Below are 19076 nucleotides of genomic sequence, written 5' to 3'. Positions count from 1 at the left end.
GCACCGACACCGCGACCGGCGAGGCGGAGGCGAGCCGTGCCTCCAGCCCGATGTACCGGCTGACGAACGTCAGCAAGACCTACCAGCAGAAGAACCGGACCGTCACCGCCCTGACGAACGTCCACCTGACGATCCCGCAGGGGCAGCTCGTGGCCGTGCAGGGGCCGACCGGCGGCGGCAAGTCGACGCTGCTGCAGATGCTCGGAGCGCTCGACCGGCCGAGTGCCGGGTCGATCCACCTCGGTGGCGACCGCGACGTGGCGAAGCTCGGCGACGGCGCGCTGACCGACCTGCGGGCGACCGAGATCGGCTTCGTGTTCCAGAGCTTCAACCTGATCCCGACGCTGACGGCGCTCGAGAACGTCGAGACGGCGTTCGCGGGGTCGCTCGCGAACCGGTCGCGGAGCGAGGTCCGCGAGCGTGCGGTCGCCGCGCTCCGCGAGGTCGGACTGGGTGAGCGGATGGAGCACCTGCCGGCCGAGCTGTCCGGCGGACAGCAGCAGCGCGTGGCGATCGCCCGGGCGCTGGTGAAGAACCCGAGCGTGCTGCTCGCCGACGAGCCGACGGGTGCGCTCGACGAGTCGACCCGCGACGAGATCATGGCGCTCATCGAGAAGCAGTGGCGGGAGCGCGGACTGACCGTCGTCATCGTCACGCACGACTCGTGGGTCGCGAAGCGTGCCGAGCGGCGCCTGCACATCAAGCAGGGGCAGGTGCGCGAGGTCTAGCGGGGCGGGCGGGCGCAGGCGCGCGGCGTCCGATCGCGTTTCGCGCTGAGCGACAGTCCACGCCTCCAGGAGCGCGTGGGCTGTCGCTCAGCGCGTGAAGACGCCGCCGGGCCCCGCGACCGGTGACGTTCCCGCTACCCCGCCACGGGGTAGTCGCAGTACGCGAACCACGTCGAGTCCGGGGCCCACGGCGGCACGTTGACCGTCCCCTGGCCGCCGTCGAGGGCCACCAGGGTCTCCGGCTGGACCGCGATCCGGGCGCCGCGGACGAGCGACCCCGGCAGCAGGCGCAGCTCGACGCGGTGGTCGGCCGGGTGACCCTGCACGCCGGGCTCGTACGACAGGTAGAGCAGGTGTGCAGCGTCCGGGGACAGGTGCGGGAACCAGTTCACCCGGTCGTCGTTCGTCAGGCGGACGGGGCTGTCGTGCCCGGGCCAGCGCACGGCAAGTTGCGCGGTACCGGGGGTGAACCGCTCCGTGTTCCAGAGCAGGATCCCGCCGGCCGGACTGATGGTGCAGCCGTCGTCGGGGTGCTCGTCCCGGGTGACGAACGTCGGCTCGCCGGTCTCCGGGTCGACCATCGCGACGTCGGTCGTCCAGACGCCGTCCTCGGACAGCTCCCCCACGATCGCCGCGAGGGCGCTCCCGTCGGGGGCGATGCCGTGCAGGTAGAACTTGCGCTTGGTGGGCAGGGCCGCTGCGACGTCGGTGATCCGGGTCGCGGGGCCGCCCTCGGGCAGCGGGACGCGGTAGAGCTCGCCGTCGCGGGCGCTCACCACGATGGAGCTGCCGGACGGGTCGAGCACGTGGTCGTTGTTGATCTCGTCGACGCCGTCCATCGGCACCGGCACGAGCGCGGTCTCGTCCAGCACGGTGCCGCTGTCGGCCGACGGCAGTCGCAGCAGCCACAGGTCGCCGTCGCCGTTGAGCACCAGGGTCTCGGCGTCCAGGACGTTCGGCGCCTCGACGAGCACCGTGGCCGACTCGAACACGAGCCGCGAGGTGCGGGACTCGACGTCGTACACGTGCACGCGGCTGGTCTGTCCGGGCAGCAGCTGCCGCCCGCGGGTCTCGTCGCTCATGGTTCCATCCTGTCGGTCGTCGGGTGGTCGGGGTCGGTGGGTCGTCGGGTGGGGAACGGCAAAACACCGGTGTTCGCGCTGCACACCCCGTGATGCGGGGGCGTCGAGCGCGAACACCGGTGTCTTGCGGAAGGGGCACGGCGGAAGGAGGCCGTGTGGAAAGGCTCCGCCTACTTCACGGCACCCGCGGTCAGGCCGGCGACGAACTGGCGCTGGACCACGAGGAACGCGGCCACGACCGGGATCGACACGACGAGCGACGCCGCCATGACCTGGTTCCAGTACACGTTCGTCTGCGTCGAGTACTGCTGCAGACCGACCGCCAGGGTCGAACCGAGGCCGTTCGTCATGACCGAGGCGAAGAGGACCTCACCCCAGGCCGTCATGAACGAGTAGATCCCGACCGCCACCAGACCGGGACGGGCCGACGGCAGGATGACCCGGAACAGCGCACCCATCGGGCCCGAACCGTCGACCATCGCGGCCTCGTCGAGTTCGCGCGGGATGGTCTCGAAGTACCCGGCCAGCATCCAGATCGAGAACGGGAGCGTGAACGTCAGGTACGTGATGATCAGGCCGAGCCACGACCCGACGAGCTGGATGCCGAGGGAGTTGCCGAGGTTCGTGAAGATCAGGAACAGCGGCAGCAGGAACAGCACGCCGGGGAACATCTGCGTGGAGAGCACCGCGGTGGTGAAGGTGCTCTTGCCCTTGAAGTTCCAGCGCGAGACACCGTAGGCGGCGAACGTCGCGATGATCAGCGAGAACACCGTCGCCACCGTGCAGACCACGAGCGAGTTGATGAAGTACCGACCGAGCGGCACCGTCGACCACATGTCGATGAACGGCTGGAAGGTGATCCGCGACGGGATCCACGTGAAGTTGTCCTGCACGTCGCCGAGGGGCTTGATGGCCGTGGTGATCATCACGTAGAGCGGCACGACCGTGAACAGCGTCAGGACGACCAGGGTGATGATCTTGAAGGACTTGGCGCCAGTTGTCTCACGCACGGACGGACCTCCGGTTGGTCACGGCGAGGTAGATGCCGGTGACGACGAGCAGGAAGAGCAGGAGCAGGACGCTCATCGCGGCACCGGAACCGAAGTTCCAGGTGATGAACGACGCGTTGTAGATGTGGAAGCTCAGCAGGTCCGCGGCGGGTGGCTGCGCGGTCGAGCCGAACAGCACGAACGGCGTGTTGAAGTCGTTGAACGTCCACAGGAACATCACCAGCACGAGCGTCACGTTGACGGGGCGGACCATCGGCAGCGTGATCGAGCGCCACTGGCGGAACGGCTTGGCACCGTCGACCGAGGCGGCCTCGTACACGTCGTTCGGCACCGACTGCAGGCCGGCCATGAGCATCAGGAACGCGAACGGCCAGGTCTTCCAGATCGCCACGACGACGACGGCCACGAACGCGTTGTTGCCGATGAGCCAGAACGGGGCGTTGCCGCCGAACAGCCCGAGTTGGTCGACGAGCAGGTGGTTCAGGGCCCCCGAGTCACGCTGGAACATGAACTTCCAGGTGATGACGCCGGCGTACATCGGCAGCGCGTAGGGCACGAGGAACAGGGTGCGGAAGAGTCCGCGTCCGGCGAACGGCTTCTGCAGCGCGACGGCTGCGGCCATGCCGAAGGTCCAGGACAGCCCGACCACGAGGACCGTGAAGGCGCACGTGATGAGGAACGAGTTGAGGACCCCGCGGCCGATCGCCTGGTCGAAGTCGACGACGACCTGGTAGTTCCGGAACCCGGCGAAGGGCGCGGCACCCCAGTTCGCGATGAAGTACTTGGTGAGCTGGATGAACGAGATCCAGATGCCGGTGAGCATCGGGACGATGTGGATGAGCAGCTCGAACAGGATGGCCGGCGCGACGAGCGCGTAGGGCAGCCAGTGGGTCTTGCGCTTGCGACCTGGCGGACGGCCCGACATCGTCGGGGCCTTCGTGTGCGTCAGGTCGATGCGCTCCGAGTCGGGCAGGACCGTCGTGGACATCTGGTGGGGCCTTTCGGCAGGAGGGGCGTGCAGGTGCGGTCCGCGCGGCCGTGGCAGCGGCCGGGAGGCGCGGGGTGCGTGGGGCGTCAGCCGCACGGCCGACGCGTGGTCGGCTCCGGGGCGTGTGCCTCACGGCCGACGGGTGGTCGGCCCTGGAACGTCAGGGTCGGAGGCCCGGGCGCGTCCGTCGGACGCGACCCGGGCCTCCAGGGTGGATCAACCGGCGGCCTGGGACACCTGGTCCTGGGCGGTCTGCAGCGCCGACTTGATGTCGGCCTCGGAGACCTTGGAACCGGTCGCGATCTTGGCGAACATGTCGTTCATCGCCTTGCCGACCGTGGACTCGAACTGGTCCTCGGCGGGCACCAGCGGGAGCGGCTTCGCCTTGTTGTTGTAGATGTCGAGGAACGTCTTCGTCTGCTCGTCCGTGACGGAGTCAGCAGCCTCGGCGAGCACCGGCAGAGCCGAGTACGGCTTGTCCAGCGTCGTCTGCGTGTCCATGCTCGTCATGTACTTGACGAACTTGAGCGCGCCGTCCTTGTTCTTCGTGTTCTTGAAGACCGACAGGTTGATGCCAGCCGGGAACGAGGCGATCTGCTCGCCACCGCTCGGGGCGGGCAGCGCCACGACGCCGTACTCGGACGACTTCATGCCGAGGGACTCGATGGTCGCGTTCGCGTTGTTCTGGTTGAGGATGAACGCGGCCTTCTTCTTCGCGAAGTCCGTGGTCGACTGCGTCGCGTTGTCGTACTGCGCGTTCGACAGGTTGGCGACCTTCGAGTCCTGCATGAGGTCGAGGTAGCGCTTGATGCCGTCGACGTTGGCCTTCGAGGTGAAGGTCGGCTTGCCGTCCTTGTCGAACCACTCGCCACCGTTCTGCGCCGAGTTGATGAACGCGAAGTGCGAGTTCTCGGTGTAGGAACCACCTGCGAGGCTGAAGCCGTAGGTGTCACCCTTGGTCAGCTTCTCGGCGTCGGAGACCATCTCCTCCCACGTGGTGGGCGGGGTGATGCCGGCGTCCGACAGCATCTTCTTGTTGTAGTACAGGCCGTAGGCGAGGCCGTAGAGCGGGACGCTCGTGACCGTCTTGTCGGGCGCGCCACCGGTGGACAGGGCGACCTTGCCGAACTTGTCCTCACCGCCGATCGCCTTCATCTCGGCGTCACCGAACTCCTGGAAGGCGCCGGTGGCCTGGAGCGAGGTCGCCCAGGTGTTGCCGATGTTGACGACGTCCGGGCCCTGGCCCGAGGTGACGGCGGTCTGGATCTTGTTCTGCAGGTCGTTCCAGCCGATGACCTGGAGGTCGACCTTGATCCCGGTCTCCTTGGTGAACTTCTTGAGGACGGGGGTCAGCACCTCCTTGTCGTTCTGCAGGGACGTGCCCTGGTTGGACGCCCAGTAGGTGAGCGTCTTGGAGTCGCCGGAGTCGCCGGACGATCCGGAGGAGCAGGCTGCGAGGCCGGACACGGTGAGTGCGGCGGCCGCGGTGATGGCCAGTGCGCGGATGGCAGTGCGCATGACTCTCTACTTTCTCGTCGTTGAGATGGTGCAGGGGATGGTGCAGAGGTGGAGCTGGTGCTGCGGATGGTGCTGGTCGGGTGCTGCTGTGGGTTGCGGGCAGCGCCCTGGCGGTCAGGCCAGGGTGCGTTCCGCGGGGTCCCAGCCCTCGGGGAGGGTCGGGGAGGGCGACACGGTGCTCTCGACGAGCACCGCCTCGCCACGTTCTGCCGCCTCGGCGATGGAGACCATCACGTCGAGGACGTGGAAGGCGAGCGCACCGGGGACGCGGTTCTCGTCGCCGGCCCGCAGCGAGCGGGCCAGGTCGACCACGCCGGTGCCGCGCGAGTAGGTGGAGCCGACCGCGGGGATCGTCTCGGGCTCCTCGGAACCGAGGGCGTACAGCTCGGTGTCGCCGTCGAAGTTGTTCGGGTCCGGGAACACGACGGTGCCGGTCTCCCCCGCGATCTCCACGAAGCCCGTGCGGCCGCGGTCGGACTCGAACGAGAAGACGCTCTGCGCGCTCCCGCCGTTCTCGAACTCGATCAGCGCGGAGTGGTTCGTCGGGACGTCCACCGGGAACTCGGTGCCGGCTTTCGGCCCGGAGCCGATGGTGCGGGTGGCGCGGGACTTCGACGCGGTGGCCGTGACCTTCTTCACCGGTCCGAACGTCTGGACGAGGGTGGTGATGTAGTACGGGCCGATGTCGAACAGCGGACCGGCACCGTACGCGAAGAGGAACTCGGGGCTCGGGTGCCACGACTCGGGCCCGGGGCTCTGGAAGAGCGTCAGGCCGTTCAGGGGCGTCCCGATGCGGCCGTCGCGGATGGTGCGGAGCGCGGTCTGCAGGCCGGCGCCGAGGAACGTGTCCGGGGCGACGCTGACGGTCTTGCCCGCGGCGGCCGCGGCGTCGCGGAGCTCCGCGGCGCTGGCACGGTCGAGGGCGTAGGGCTTCTCGCCCCAGACGTGCTTGCCGGCGGCCAGGGCCTGCAGCGCGACCTCGACGTGGGCGGCCGGGATCGTCAGGTTCACGACGATCTCGATGTCGTCGTCGGCCAGGAGCTCCTCGACGGTGCCCGATCCGGGGACGCCCCACTTCTCGGCCTGGGCGGCGGCGCGCGGCAGGTCGATGTCGGCGATGAAGCGGACGGTCACGTCGGGGAAGACGGTGAGGTTCGACAGGTACTGGTCCGAGATGACCCCGGCGCCGATGACACCGACGCCGACCGGGCCGGTGCGGGTGGTGCTGTCGGTCGCCGTCGCAGCGGCGGTCGTGGTGTCGGTCATGCGCGGGCCCCCTCGAGGAACGTGTAGGAGTCGGCGACGGCCTGGAAGACGTCACCCTCGTGGTCGTCGAGCTCGACGACGTGCAGTGCGTCGGGCGCCGCGGCGATGATGTCGCGGATCGGCATGATGCCGTTGCCGACGGCAACCTGCTGCTTGTCGTCGTGCGAGCCGTCGCCGTCCTTGACGTGCAGGAACTGGACCTTGTCGCCGTACTTGCCGATGACCGCGACCGGGTCGTCCCCGCCGACCTGCACCCAGTAGGTGTCGAGCTCGAGCACGACGTCGTCGGACAGGGCGTCGGCGAAGACCTCGTAGGCGCTGACGCCGTCGATGCGGTTCGAGAACTCGAACGCGTGGTTGTGGTAGCCGAGCACCAGACCGTGGTCGGCGGCGCGCGGGGCGAGGGCGCTGAGTTCGCGGGCGATCGCCTCGACGTCCTCGCGGGTGGTCCAGCGGGACTCGTCGATGTGCGGGTCGATGAGGGTCCCGAAGCCGAGGGTGGTGGAGGCGTGGAAGATGCGCTCGAGGTCCTGCTCGCCGGCGTCCAGCAGACGGGCGTGGCCGCTCGGGGCGGCGAGGCCGGCGTCGCGGAGGGCGGCGGCGAGTTCGTCGGCGTTGTCGACGAAGCCGAAGGCCTCGACGTTCGTGTAGCCGATGTCGGCGATGCGCTGCAGGGTGCCGGGCAGATCGGCACTGAGGGCATCGCGGACCGTGTAGAGCTGGACCGAGAGCGGTTGGGTCACCAGGGGTTCTCCTCGTCGAGATGGTGCGGTCGTCACTGACCGATCGTCACACTACGAGCACTTTTGTCGGCGGTCAAGCAGAAGTCCGAGGAATGTCGACGGACTTCATTGCGTGGCGCGAACGATGTGTGCTTCACTCCCCACATGGTCGACTTGAACCGGACGGCAGCGTCGCCTCCGGTCGGGACGAGCGAGCTCTTCCAGATCCTCCGCGACGGCGTGCCGCGCACCAGGGCCGAGCTCGCCGCACTGACAGGACTCGCACGCTCCACCATCGGCGTGCGCCTCGACTCCCTGATCGACATCGGGCTGGTCGGCGCGGTGGACACCGCCGTCTCCACCGGCGGCCGTCCGCCCGCCCAGGTGGCGCTGAAGCCCCGCGCCCGGCTCGTGATCGCCGCCGACCTCGGTGCCTCGCACGGTCGCGTCGCCGTCACCGACCTGGTCGCGGCACCACTCGCCACCCGCGAGGCCCGGATCGACATCGCCGCCGGTCCGGTGCCGACGCTGTCCTGGCTCGTCGAGACGATCGACGACCTGCTCGCCGAGGTCGGGCGCAGCCGACAGGACGTCATCGCGATCGGCATCGGCGTCCCCGGACCGGTCGAGTTCTCCACCGGCCGCCCGGCCAACCCGCCGATCATGCCCGGTTGGGACGGCTTCGACGTGCCCTCGTGGCTCCGTCAGCACATCGCCGCCCACGTGCTGCTCGACAACGACGTCAACATCGCGGCCCTCGGTGAGCGCGAGCACGGCTGGCCGGACGTCGACCACCTGCTGTTCGTGAAGGTCGCCACCGGCATCGGGTCCGGCATCGTCTCCGAGGGCCGGCTGCAGCGCGGCGCCCAGGGCACCGCGGGTGACATCGGCCACGTGCGGGTCTCCCGCGCCGGCGACGTCCCCTGCCACTGCGGCAACACCGGCTGCCTGGAGGCCGTGGCCTCCGGTCCGGCGATCGCCCGCGCCCTCCGCGCGAAGGGGCACGACGCGCACACGGGTGCGGACGTGATCGACCTGGTGAACCGGTCCGACCTCGACGCGATCTACGCCGTGCGACAGGCCGGTCGGGACATCGGCGAGGTCCTGGCGACCTGCATCTCGCTCATCAACCCGTCCGTCATCGCACTCGGCGGATCGATCACGCAGGCCGGTGAGCACCTGCTCGCCGGCGTCCGCGAGGTCGTCTACTCCCGCTCGATGCCCCTGGCCAGTGAGCACCTCGTCATCGTGCAGTCCCGCGCCGGGTCCCTCGCCGCGCTGCAGGGCGCCGCGGCCCTCGCCATCGGCTACGCCCTCTCCCCCGCCGGGGTCGACGAGCTGGTCGCCTTCGCCGAGGGCCGCGAGCTCGTCTCCTGACGCACACCCGCGGTCGCGTGAGCGCGTCGGTTTCGGTCTTGCCGGTGGTCGGGGGGACAATCGTCGGGTGACGATCGTGCAGCCCACCCTGTGGGGCGACCTGGACCCCGGTCTGGAGGCGCATCCCGCCCCCGGTACGCCGGTCCCGGCTGCGCGTGACGCGTTCACCGCCCTGCGTGGCCACACCGAGCGCATCGTCGCGCACTCCTCGGACCGCGTCGCCTGGCTCCGCGCCCGCGCCATGGGCATCACCGCCACCGACGTCGCTCGGCTGGCCTCACTGCGCGCCGTCGAGGCCGTCGTCACCGAGAAGCGCTACGGCTCCCGGTTCTCCGGCAACGCGTTCACCGAGCACGGCAAGGACCGCGAACCGGTCATCGCCGCCTGGGTGGCCGCCACCCACGGCATCCAGCCCTCGGCACACCTCTTCCACGCCGCTGCGAACCGCGCCCACCTCGCCACCCCGGACGGCGTCGGGGTCGACGAGTCGTCCCGCGTGGTGCTCGCCGAGATCAAGACCACCGGCAAGGCCTGGCGGAGCATCCCCCGGCACTACCTCCGGCAGATCTGGTGGCAGCAGTACGTGCTCGGTGCCGACCGCACCCTGTTCGTCTGGGAACGCCACGACGGGTTCGTGCCGGTCGCCGACGAACCCGAGTGCCGCTGGGTCGACCGCGACGACGACCAGATCCGCGGGCTCGTTCAGCTCGCCGACCTGGTGCTCGACAAGCTCCGCGGCTTCCGCTCCTAGAGCGTCTGCTGGACCGTCGCCGGCTAGACCTTCACCAGCCGCAGCCGGCTCATCCCCACGACGAGGATGCCGAGCAGGGTGATCGAGACCGCGATCCCGACCACGTAGATCGCGACGACGCCGTAGCCCTGCGCCGGATCGAGGAACGGGTACGGTACCCACCCGTCGGTCGCGCCGCGGACGAGCACCACGGTGGTCCAGACCGCCGGGTAGAGCAGGAACCACCACACGTGGCGGAGCAGCAGCCGTGCGCGGTCCGAGAACAGCAGCCAGTCGAGCACCGCGTACACCGGGATGATCTTGTGCACGATGTCGTTCGACCACGGCACCGAGGCCGACACGTTCGCGCCCGTGAGCAGCGTGTTGTAGACGATGCCGGTCGTTGCGATGTACACCGTCGCGGCGCCACGGAGCACCGAGACGGCGAGGTCCGCCCGCTTGCGACGGGCCGCGGCGACGAGCGTCACCGCGAGGGCCACGGCGATGATCAGATTCGACTGGATGGTGAAGTAGCCGAAGAAGTTCCAGAACGAGTAGGTCGGGGTCTGCGAGCTCTCGAGCCACTGCGCCACGACCGCGACGACGATGGCGATGACGGCGATCAGTCGGAGCGAGTTCACGAGGGTGCGCACGGCACCACGTTATCGGGACACGGCGACGACGTGCAGGAAGGACCCGCACCGTTGCCGGTGCGGGCCCTTCCATGGGTCGGAAGACCCGTGAGTCAGTGGACTCAGATGCTGTTGACGTCCAGCGGGATGCCGGGGCCGAAGGTCGTCGAGACGGCGCCCTTCATGACGTAACGGCCCTTCGAGGACGACGGCTTGAGGCGGTTGATCTCCTCGAGCGCGGTCGAGATGTTCTCGTCGAGCTGCTCCGGCGTGAACGAGGCCTTGCCGACGACGAAGTGCACGTTGGCGTGCTTGTCGACGCGGAACTCGATCTTGCCGCCCTTGATGTCGTTGACGGCCTGCGCCACGTTCGGGGTCACGGTGCCGGTCTTCGGGTTCGGCATGAGGCCACGCGGGCCGAGCACCTTACCGAGACGACCGACCTTGCCCATGAGCTCCGGGGTCGAGACGGCGGAGTCGAACGAGGTGTACCCCTCGGCGACCTTCGCGATGAGCTCGTCGCCACCGACCTCGTCGGCGCCGGCGGCGATGGCGGCCTCAGCAGCCGCACCCGTCGCGAAGACGATGACGCGGGCGGTCTTGCCCGTGCCGTGCGGCAGGATGACCGTGCCGCGGACCATCTGGTCGGCCTTGCGGGGGTCCACGCCGAGCTTCAGCGCGACCTCGACCGTGGAGTCGGTCTTCGAGGAACCGGTCTCCTTGGCCAGGGCGACGGCCTCGGTCGGGGTGTAGAACTTGTCGGCCTCGATCTTCGCGGCCGCGGCCTGGTAGGCCTTGGACTTCTTCGCCATGGTGGTCTCCTTGCGAGATACGTGGTTGGCGAGCCGGCGAGGCTCTCCCACGGAAAGGTGTCTGGTGGTGGGCCGGAGCCCGATCGGTGCTTAGGCCTCGACCGTGATGCCCATCGAGCGTGCGGTGCCGGCGATGATCTTCGCGGCCTGCTCGATGTCGTTGGCGTTCAGGTCGGCCTGCTTGGTCTCGGCGATCTGACGGACCTGGTCCATCGAGATCTTCGCGACCTTGACCGTGTGCGGGGTCGAGGACCCCTTCTGCACACCAGCAGCCTTCTTGATGAGCTCAGCGGCCGGCGGGGTCTTCAGGACGAACGTGAACGAACGGTCCTCGTAGACGGTGATCTCGACCGGCACGACGTTGCCACGCTGCGACTCGGTCGCCGCGTTGTACGCCTTGCAGAACTCCATGATGTTGACGCCGTGCTGACCGAGCGCCGGACCGATCGGGGGGGCCGGGTTGGCGGCTCCCGCGTTGATCTGCAGCTTGATCAGGCCCGTGACCTTCTTCTTCGGTGCCATGACTTGTCTTCCTCCTGGAATCGAACACACGGGGATCCGTGCACTCTCCCGCTGGTCCGGCCGTTCCGGACAGCGGTGAAGGCCCGCTCGCACGAGGCGCGCGGGCCCAAACCCGTTCAGTGTAGTCGATCTCGGTGATCGCTACAGCTGGGTGGTCGCTAGAGCTTGGTGACCTGGTCGAAGCTGAGCTCGACCGGGGTCTCGCGCTCGAACAGCGAGACGAGGACGGTGAGCTTGCCGCTCTCCGGCTTGATCTCCGAGATCGAACCCGGCAGGCCCGCGAACGAGCCTTCCTTGATGGTGATCGTCTCGCCGATCTCGAAGTCGACCTCGGCCGCGGGCTGTGCCTGCAGGCCGCTGCCCTTCGCGCCACCCTTGGTCGGGGCAGCCTCGGCGACCTGCACGAGGGACTTGAGCATGCCGAACGCCTCGTCGAAACGGAGCGGCGTCGGGTTGTGTGCGTTGCCGACGAAGCCGGTGACGCCCGGGGTGTGCCGGACGACGGACCACGAGTCCTCGTTGAGGTCCATGCGGACGAGCACGTACGAGGGGATCCGGACGCGGGTGACCAGCTTGCGCTGCCCGTTCTTGATCTCGACGACGTCCTCCATCGGGACCTCGACCTGGTAGATGTAGTCCTCCATCGACATCGAGACCATGCGGTTCTCGATGTTCGACTTCACGCGGCGCTCGAAGCCCGCGTAGGAGTGGATGACGTACCACTTGCCCGGCTTCATCCGCAGCTCGGCCTTGAAGGCCTCGTACGGGTCGACCTCGGCGGGCTCGTCGTCCTCGTCCTCGGCGTCGAGTGCCTCGTCGGCGGCGAGCGTCTCGTTCGCCTCGGCGGCGGTCTCGGACTCGAGTTCGACTTCTTCCTCGTCCTCGACGGCCTCGACGGCGGCCTCGGCCTCGTCGGTGGAGTCGATCTCGAGGGCGTCGTCCACGACGGCGTCGGCCTCGGGGTCGCGGGCTTCCTGCAGGGCCGTCAGTGCTTCGTCGAGGCCGGCGTCGACGGTGCCGTCGTCGGGCTCGGAGCTGAGGCCGAGGGACTCGTCGTCGTCGCCCTCGATCGAGATCGCACGCTCTTCAGCGGACTCGACGGAGCGTCCTTCGCCGGTCTCGACGTCGCCTTCCTGGTTCTCCTCGACCTCGGAGGACTGCTCGGCAGCCGTCGCGAGGTCGATGTCATCGCGGGAGTTGTCAGACACAGTCGATTCTTTCCGTTCGGTGGTTCGGGTCGGGGTGGCGTTCGTTCATGGTCACGAGCGACGCCGTCACGATCGACGCCGTCTCGGGCGACCGTACTCCTCGGAACGACCGCACACGGCAGTCGACGTCGGGGTCAGGCCGTGGGCCCGTTGCCGAAGACGTACCCGACGCCGAGACCGAACACGAAGTCGAGGATCGACACCAGGATCATCATGACGACGACGAACACGAGCACGACGCCCGTGTAGCTGAAGAGTTCCTTGCGGGTCGGCGTCACGACCTTGCGCAGTTCGCCGATCACCTGGCGGATGAAGAGCACGATGGCAGCGATGGGCCCGCGGCGCTCGGCCCGGTCCTGCTTCGCCTTGGCGACGACGTCGTCCGCCGTCGTCTCCATGTCTTTGCTCGCCAACTTCTACCCTTTCAGAGTTGCAGGGCGGACAGGACTCGAACCTGCAACCTGCGGTTTTGGAGACCGCTGCTCTACCAATTGAGCCACCGCCCTTCGGACACGGTTCGTCACCGATCCGCGTTCCGGTGGACGAGTCTACGGGAGTCCGTCACACGGTGTCCACTTGGCCCCTTCCACGGCGTGCCGCGCCGGTAGGCTGGGCCCCGTGAGCACCGCAGCCCCAGGCCCCGAGTCCACCGCCCACGTGTCCGTCGACACCCTCGCCACCGCCCCGGCCGATCGTCCGCGCATCGCGTCCCGCATCGCGGCCATCGCCGAGTCCGCGACGCTCAAGGTCGACGCGAAGGCCAAGGCACTCAAGGCCGCCGGCCGTCCGGTGATCTCGTTCGCCGCCGGCGAGCCCGACTTCGCGACCCCGCAGCACGTGGTCGACGCGGCCGTCGCTGCCGCGCAGGACCCGAAGAACCACCGCTACACGCCCGCGACCGGCCTGCCCGAACTCAAGCAGGCCATCGCCGACAAGACCGCCCGGGTGTCCGGCGTCACCGTCGAGCCGTCGCAGGTCATCGTCACGAACGGTGGCAAGCAGGCGGTCTACCAGGCGTTCCAGACCATCGTCGACGCCGGTGACGAGGTCCTGCTGCCCGCGCCGTACTGGACCACCTACCCCGAGGCCATCCGGCTGGCCGGCGGCGAGCCCGTCGAGGTCTTCGCCGGCAGCGACCAGGACTACCTGGTGACGGTCGAGCAGCTCGAGGCCGCCCGCACCCCGGCGACCAAGGCGCTGCTGTTCTGCTCGCCGTCGAACCCCACGGGCGCCGTGTACTCCGCCGAGCAGACCCGGGCGATCGGCGAGTGGGCGCTCGAGCACGGCATCTGGGTGATCAGCGACGAGATCTACCAGGACCTGGTCTACGACGGGGTCCGGTTCGCCGGCATCCTGGCGGAGGTCCCCGCCCTCGCCGACACCACGATCCTGGTGAACGGCGTCGCGAAGACCTACGCGATGACCGGCTGGCGCGTCGGGTGGTTCATCGGCCCGGCCGACGCCGTCAAGGCCGCGTCGAACCTGCAGTCGCACCTGTCGTCGAACGTCTCGAACGTGTCGCAGCGCGCCGCGATCGCCGCCCTCACCGGTCCGCAGGAGCCCGTCGCCGCCATGCGCGAGGCTTTCGACCGCCGACGGAAGGCCATCGTCGACGGCCTCAACGCGATCCCGGGATTCCGCACGCCGACCCCGCAGGGCGCCTTCTACGTCTACCCGGACGTCACCGCACTGCTCGGTCGCGAGTGGGCCGGCACCACCCCGACGACCACGCTCGAGCTGGCAGACCTGATCCTCGAGCACGCCGAGGTCGCGGTCGTGCCGGGTGAGGCCTTCGGCCCCTCCGGCTACCTGCGCCTGTCGTACGCCCTGGGCGACGACGACATCGCCGAGGGCGTCGCCCGGCTGGCGAAGTTCTTCGCGTAGACCTCGGGAGTACAGAACGGGCCACCTCGTCGAGGTGGCCCGTTCTGTACACCGGGAGGCCCGTGGTGCGTCGTGCTCGTCCGTCCCGTCGCGCGGACGATCAGCCGAGCAGGTCCCCCACCACGACGGGTTCCGGGACGAGCGAGACACCGAAGCGGTTCAGGACGGTCACCTGCACGAACCGTGCGAGCTCGGCCACCTGCGCCGCCGTGGCACCGCCGCGGTTCGTGAGCGCGAGGGTGTGCTTGGACGAGATCGCCGCGCGGGAGCCCGGCACCGCGTACCCGCGGTGCACGCCGGCGTGCTCGATGAGCCACGCCGCACTGAGCTTGACGTCGTCGCCCGCGGACCAGCGGGGCGCGTCCGCCGGCAGAGTCTCGGCGAACGCCGGCGAGACGATGGGGTTCGTGAAGAACGACCCGGCGCTCCAGGTGTCGTGGTCGTCCCCGTCGAGCACCATGCCCTTCGAGCCACGCAACCGCAGGACCTCGTCGCGGACGGTCGTGGGCGGCACGAGCGCACCGAGCTCGACCCCCAGGGAACCGGCGAGCTGCGCGTACTGCACGGGCACACCGCGCTCCCCCGCGAGCCCGAGTCGGAACTCGACCGTCAGCACGACACCGCGCCGACCGTGCTTGAGGGTCGACGTGCGGTAGCCGAGCGCCAGCTCGGCTGCCGGGAGCCACGCGCGCTCCCCCGTGGCTGCATCGAGGAACTCGACGCGGGTGAGCACGTCGGCGAGTTCGACCCCGTAGGCGCCGATGTTCTGCACCGGGGACGCACCGACGGTGCCCGGGATGCCGCTGAGGGCCTCCAGGCCGGTCCAGCCGTTCGCGACGGTCGTGGCGACGAACGGGTCCCACGGTTCCCCCGCGGCGACGCGGACGGTGACGCCGTCGGCGTCGCGGTCGGCGTCGACGCCCGTCGTCCGGACCAGCACGACGGTGCCGTCGAAGCCCTGGTCGGCGACCAGCAGGTTGCTGCCGCCGCCGAGGACGAGCCACTCGTGGTCGTCGAAGGCGTCGAGTGCGTGGGCGACGAGTTCGTCGGTCGTCTCGGCCGTGAGCAGCCGGGTGGCGGCCCCGCCGACGCGGAGCGTCGTCAGGTCGGCCAGCACCGGCTCGGACACGGTCAGCGGAACACCACCGTGACCTGCGCCTTGCCGAGCACGGTCTGCCCGGCGGCGGTCACGGTGAGGTCGATGCGCTTCGGCCGGCCGTCCTCGTCGACGGTGCCGACCTTCGCGACGATGCCGACGGTGGCACCCTGCTCCGGGTCGACGACGACGGGGCGCGTGAAGCGGACGCCGTAGCCCGCGACCCAGCCGCTGTCACCGAGCCACTCGGCGACCGGCTGCACGGCGATGCCCATCGTGAGCATGCCGTGGGCGAGCACACCGGGCAGGCCGACCGAGGCGGCGACGTCGTCGCGGTAGTGGATCGGGTTGAAGTCGCCCGAGGCGCCGGCGTACCGGACGAGCGAGTCGCGCGTGATGTGCACGTCGCGCTCGGCGACGACGGTGCCGACCTCGAGCGCGGTGGCGGGTGCGGCGGTCATGCGTCGTCTCCTCGTACCACGAGGGTGGAGGTCGCCGTGACGACGTGCTCCCCCTCGGCGTCGTTCATGGTGCTCTGGGCGGTGACCATCGCGTTGCCGCCGAGGGTCTTCACGCTGGTGACGGTCAGGGTCGCGGTGAGCTCGTCACCGGCGACGATCGGCCGGTCGTAGGTGAAGGACTGCTCGCCGTGGACGACGCGTGAGAAGTCGATGCCGGCGTCGGGCTCGTTCAGGAGCTGCGCGAGCGTGGCCTCCTGCACGACGACGGCGAACGTCGGGGGTGCGACCACGTCGTCGTACCCGGCGGCACGTGCGGCGTCCGGGTCGTGGTGGACGGGGTTGGTCGCGAAGACCGCACGCGAGAACTCGCGCACCTTCTCGCGGCCGACCAGGTAGGGCTGGGCCGGCGGGAACGTCCTGCCGACGAGCTCGGGGTTCACTGACACCACGGCAGTCTACCGAGGCCCGTCCGGAGGCCGGTGATCGATGAGAACGCTTCAGCTAGACTGTCTGAGACCGATTCGGGGGAATCGGGGCGTGCCGTGCGGCACGGGTTCGTTCGGGACGGGGAGGGCCGATGGACACCACGACGGAGTTCGCCGTGCACACGGGAGACCGGTGCACCGCCATGGAGGTCGCGGCCGCCGCGCTGCGCCGCACGGGCCACCACGTCGAGTCGACGGGTGGCACGATGACCGCGACGGCGGGCAGCCGGACGCTCACGATCCTGCTCGGCGCGCTCGTGCAGCCGGCCCGGGAGTACCGCCGGTACGAGCTGTCGACCGTCGTGGACGGTGCCACCACCACGATCACCCTGCGCCGGGCCGGGCACGGCACGGCCGTGTCGGGCGGCAGCATCGGAGCGAACCGGCGACGGGCCGCCTGGCAGCAGGTCACCGCCGCGGTCGAGGACGCGTTCCGTGCGGCCGGGGTGCTCGCGACGCGGACGGACACCGGCTCTCACCGCACGCAGTAGGCGGCCGGACGGCCTCCGGCGGGTGGCCGCGCGGCGCACCGCCACGGGAGCGGTCACCGGGGACCCGGCCAGCCATCTAGGTTGGGCCCGGGGCCCCGGAAAGGAACCGCCATGAGCATGGAGAGCGCAGCCTGGAGCTCGCTGTACAAGATCTCGTCCGCGCAGGGCGGCAAGCACGGGTTCTCCCGCGCGTCGGTCCGGCGGATCCTGACGTTCGCGGTGCCGTACCGGGCGAAGCTGCTGGTCTTCATCGGCCTGTCCGTCGTCGGCGCCTTCCTTGCGGTCGCGACACCGGTCCTCGCCGGGCAGGTGGTCGACGTCATCGTCGCCCGCGGTGAGGTCGCGACGATCGTCCGGCTGGCCGTGGTCATCGCCCTGGTGGCCGTGGCCGACGCCGCCGTGTCGCTGACGACGCGGTGGTACTCGGCGCGGATCGGCGAGGGCGTGATCCTGGACCTCCGGACGGCCGTCTTCGACCACGTGCAGAAGATGCCCATCGCGTTCTTCACCCGCACCCGGACCGGTGCGCTCGTGAGCCGCCTCAACAACGACGTGATCGGCGCCCAGCAGGCCTTCAGCGGCACGCTGTCCGGCGTGGTCACGAACCTGGTGGCGCTGGTCCTCACCCTGATCGTCATGCTCAGCACCTCGTGGCTCGTGACGGTGCTCGCCGTCGTCATGCTCCCGGTGTTCCTGGTCCCCGCGCGCCGGATGGGGAGCCGCCTCGCCGCCCTGCGTCGTGAGGCCGCCGACCACAACTCCGCGATGAGCACCCAGATGACCGAGCGCTTCTCGGCACCCGGCGCCACCCTCGTCAAGCTGTTCGGCCGACCCGACGAAGAGGCCGAGGAGTTCCGTGTCCGCGCTGCCCGGGTCCGCGACATCGGGGTCCGGACCGCGATGCTGCAGTTCGTCTTCTTCACCGCGCTGATGCTCGTCTCCGCGCTCGCCCTGGCGCTCGTCTACGGGCTCGGCGGCTTCCTCGCGCTCGCCGGCCGGCTGGACACCGGCGAGGTCGTCACCCTGGCGCTCCTGCTCACCCGGCTCTACGCCCCGCTGACGAGCCTGGCGAACGCCCGGGTCGAGATCATGAGCGCCGTGGTCAGCTTCGAGCGCGTCTTCGAGGTGCTCGACCTCGAACCGCTTATCCAGGAGCAGCCCGACGCGGTCACCATCGCTGACGGCCCCGTCTCTGTCGAGTTCGACGACGTCCGGTTCGCGTACCCGTCCGCCGACAAGGTGTCGCTCGCCTCGCTCGAGGAGGTCGCGACGCTCGACACCCGCGGCGGCGAGGAGGTGCTGCACGGTCTGTCGTTCCGGATCGAACCGGGGCAGACCGTCGCCCTGGTCGGCTCGTCCGGAGCCGGCAAGTCCACGGTCGCGCAGCTGCTCTCGCGCCTGTACGACGTCGACAGCGGCGCCGTGCGTCTGGCCGGGACGGACGTCCGCGACGTCACCTTCGCCTCGATGCGGCACACCCTCGGCATGGTGACGCAGGACGGCCACCTGTTCCACGAGACCATCCGCTCCAACCTGCGGTTCGCCCGGCCCGAAGCGTCCGACGACGAGGTGTGGGACGCGGTCCGCCGCGCACGGCTCGAGCCGCTCATCCGGTCCCTCCCCGACCAGCTGGACACCATGGTGGGCGAACGCGGCTACCGGCTCTCCGGGGGCGAGCGCCAGCGGATGACGATCGCCCGGCTCCTGCTCGCCCAGCCGCGCGTCGTCATCCTCGACGAGGCGACGGCGGCACTCGACTCGACGTCCGAGGCAGCGGTGCAGGCAGCGCTCGGCGAGGCGCTCGAGGGGCGGACGGCGATGGTGATCGCGCACCGGCTCTCCACGATCCGCAGCGCGGACGTGATCCTCGTGGTCGAGGACGGCTCGATCGTGGAGCGCGGCACGCACGACGAACTGCTGGCCGCAGGTGGCCGGTACGAGGAGCTGCACCGCACCCAGTTCGCCGCGCAGGAGAACGTCGCGTCCGACGTGCAGGCGGCGGACTGAACGCGCGGCGGGTCGGCCCCGGCAATCGAAGTGGGGCCGGCAACAGAGAAGGCCCCC

20 protein-coding genes and 1 tRNA gene are annotated in these 19076 nt (G+C 69.7%); 6 read left to right on the top strand and 15 right to left on the bottom strand.

Translation table 11 applies throughout. The features are described from left to right. The first annotated feature begins 50 nt into the window (after positions 1–50). Positions 51–728 carry an ABC transporter ATP-binding protein gene (locus tag BIU91_RS16535; protein WP_071406345.1) on the top strand — a complete coding sequence of 226 codons (678 nt, stop codon included), beginning with the start codon at positions 51–53 and terminating at the stop codon, positions 726–728. Between the two features lie 134 nt (positions 729–862). Here BIU91_RS16535 and BIU91_RS16530 read toward each other — a convergent pair whose 3' ends face one another. The 6 genes from BIU91_RS16530 to BIU91_RS16505 form a co-directional block, all read right to left on the bottom strand. Further along, positions 863–1810 carry a hypothetical protein gene (locus BIU91_RS16530; protein WP_071406326.1) on the bottom strand — a complete coding sequence of 316 codons (948 nt, stop codon included), beginning with the start codon at positions 1808–1810 and terminating at the stop codon, positions 863–865. 170 nt (positions 1811–1980) lie between these two features. Further along, a complete protein-coding gene (locus tag BIU91_RS16525; RefSeq protein ID WP_071406325.1) occupies positions 1981–2820 on the bottom strand; it encodes a carbohydrate ABC transporter permease in 840 nt (279 codons plus the stop codon). Further along, positions 2813–3808, bottom strand: coding sequence for a sugar ABC transporter permease (locus tag BIU91_RS16520; protein ID WP_017888646.1), 996 nt, complete (start codon positions 3806–3808; stop codon positions 2813–2815). The genes BIU91_RS16525 and BIU91_RS16520 overlap by 8 nt, the downstream gene beginning before the upstream one ends. A 216-nt stretch (positions 3809–4024) precedes the next feature. Beyond that, positions 4025–5326 carry a sugar ABC transporter substrate-binding protein gene (locus BIU91_RS16515; RefSeq protein WP_071406324.1) on the bottom strand — a complete coding sequence of 434 codons (1302 nt, stop codon included), beginning with the start codon at positions 5324–5326 and terminating at the stop codon, positions 4025–4027. 114 nt (positions 5327–5440) lie between these two features. Beyond that, positions 5441–6592 carry a Gfo/Idh/MocA family oxidoreductase gene (locus tag BIU91_RS16510; protein WP_071406323.1) on the bottom strand — a complete coding sequence of 384 codons (1152 nt, stop codon included), beginning with the start codon at positions 6590–6592 and terminating at the stop codon, positions 5441–5443. Then, positions 6589–7335 (bottom strand): sugar phosphate isomerase/epimerase, encoded by a 747-nt coding sequence (locus BIU91_RS16505; RefSeq protein WP_071406322.1) that lies wholly within the window; start codon positions 7333–7335, stop codon positions 6589–6591. Before BIU91_RS16505 ends, BIU91_RS16510 begins: the two co-directional genes overlap by 4 nt. A 144-nt stretch (positions 7336–7479) precedes the next feature. On the opposite strand from BIU91_RS16505, the gene BIU91_RS16500 reads away from it, so the two are divergent. Together BIU91_RS16500 and BIU91_RS16495 are read left to right on the top strand one after the other, a co-directional pair. After that, on the top strand, positions 7480–8691 hold the full coding sequence (locus BIU91_RS16500) for an ROK family protein (RefSeq protein ID WP_027466368.1): 1212 nt from the start codon (positions 7480–7482) through the stop codon (positions 8689–8691). 172 nt (positions 8692–8863) lie between these two features. Beyond that, on the top strand, positions 8864–9442 hold the full coding sequence (locus tag BIU91_RS16495) for a YqaJ viral recombinase family protein (RefSeq protein WP_027466367.1): 579 nt from the start codon (positions 8864–8866) through the stop codon (positions 9440–9442). Between the two features lie 23 nt (positions 9443–9465). Here the strand turns inward: BIU91_RS16495 and BIU91_RS16490 are convergent, their stop codons facing one another. The 6 genes from BIU91_RS16490 to BIU91_RS16465 form a co-directional block, all read right to left on the bottom strand. Beyond that, positions 9466–10074 (bottom strand): Pr6Pr family membrane protein, encoded by a 609-nt coding sequence (locus BIU91_RS16490; RefSeq protein WP_071406320.1) that lies wholly within the window; start codon positions 10072–10074, stop codon positions 9466–9468. Between the two features lie 101 nt (positions 10075–10175). Then, positions 10176–10865, bottom strand: a complete 690-nt coding sequence (gene rplA, locus BIU91_RS16485) for a 50S ribosomal protein L1 (RefSeq protein WP_017888639.1) — start codon at positions 10863–10865, stop codon at positions 10176–10178. A gap of 90 nt (positions 10866–10955) precedes the next feature. Beyond that, positions 10956–11387 carry a 50S ribosomal protein L11 gene (rplK, locus tag BIU91_RS16480; RefSeq protein ID WP_017888638.1) on the bottom strand — a complete coding sequence of 144 codons (432 nt, stop codon included), beginning with the start codon at positions 11385–11387 and terminating at the stop codon, positions 10956–10958. Between the two features lie 158 nt (positions 11388–11545). After that, positions 11546–12595, bottom strand: a complete 1050-nt coding sequence (nusG, locus tag BIU91_RS16475) for a transcription termination/antitermination protein NusG (protein WP_071406319.1) — start codon at positions 12593–12595, stop codon at positions 11546–11548. 134 nt (positions 12596–12729) lie between these two features. Beyond that, the gene (secE, locus tag BIU91_RS16470) at positions 12730–13008 is read right to left on the bottom strand and encodes a preprotein translocase subunit SecE (protein ID WP_027466364.1); all 279 of its coding nucleotides are present in this window, start codon (positions 13006–13008) and stop codon (positions 12730–12732) included. A gap of 20 nt (positions 13009–13028) precedes the next feature. Continuing rightward, positions 13029–13101: transfer RNA gene (locus tag BIU91_RS16465), tRNA-Trp, on the bottom strand. A gap of 151 nt (positions 13102–13252) precedes the next feature. On the opposite strand from BIU91_RS16465, the gene BIU91_RS16460 reads away from it, so the two are divergent. Continuing rightward, positions 13253–14479, top strand: coding sequence for a pyridoxal phosphate-dependent aminotransferase (locus tag BIU91_RS16460; RefSeq protein ID WP_071406318.1), 1227 nt, complete (start codon positions 13253–13255; stop codon positions 14477–14479). 100 nt (positions 14480–14579) lie between these two features. Here the strand turns inward: BIU91_RS16460 and BIU91_RS16455 are convergent, their stop codons facing one another. Genes BIU91_RS16455 through BIU91_RS16445 form a run of 3 tightly spaced genes read right to left on the bottom strand, consistent with a single transcriptional unit; the run spans position 14580 to position 16482 of the window. After that, positions 14580–15608 carry a UDP-N-acetylmuramate dehydrogenase gene (locus tag BIU91_RS16455; protein ID WP_084741383.1) on the bottom strand — a complete coding sequence of 343 codons (1029 nt, stop codon included), beginning with the start codon at positions 15606–15608 and terminating at the stop codon, positions 14580–14582. Positions 15609–15610: 2 nt separating this feature from the next. Further along, entirely contained in the window at positions 15611–16036 is a 426-nt protein-coding gene (locus BIU91_RS16450; RefSeq protein WP_027466539.1) for a MaoC/PaaZ C-terminal domain-containing protein, read from the bottom strand. Next, positions 16033–16482, bottom strand: coding sequence for a MaoC family dehydratase N-terminal domain-containing protein (locus BIU91_RS16445; protein ID WP_084741396.1), 450 nt, complete (start codon positions 16480–16482; stop codon positions 16033–16035). The genes BIU91_RS16450 and BIU91_RS16445 overlap by 4 nt, the downstream gene beginning before the upstream one ends. A gap of 131 nt (positions 16483–16613) precedes the next feature. Between BIU91_RS16445 and BIU91_RS16440 the strand changes: the two genes are divergently transcribed. Next, positions 16614–17012, top strand: coding sequence for a hypothetical protein (locus BIU91_RS16440; RefSeq protein WP_071406316.1), 399 nt, complete (start codon positions 16614–16616; stop codon positions 17010–17012). Positions 17013–17123: 111 nt separating this feature from the next. Then, entirely contained in the window at positions 17124–19019 is a 1896-nt protein-coding gene (locus BIU91_RS16435; RefSeq protein ID WP_071406315.1) for an ABC transporter ATP-binding protein, read from the top strand. Positions 19020–19076 lie beyond the last annotated feature (57 nt).

Source organism: Curtobacterium sp. MMLR14_002 (genome assembly GCF_001864975.1).
In the GTDB taxonomy this organism is placed as follows: Bacteria; Actinomycetota; Actinomycetes; order Actinomycetales; family Microbacteriaceae; genus Curtobacterium; species Curtobacterium flaccumfaciens.
The sequence above is the reverse complement of the archived record's forward strand: the minus strand, read 5'-3'. Positions and strand labels throughout refer to the sequence as shown.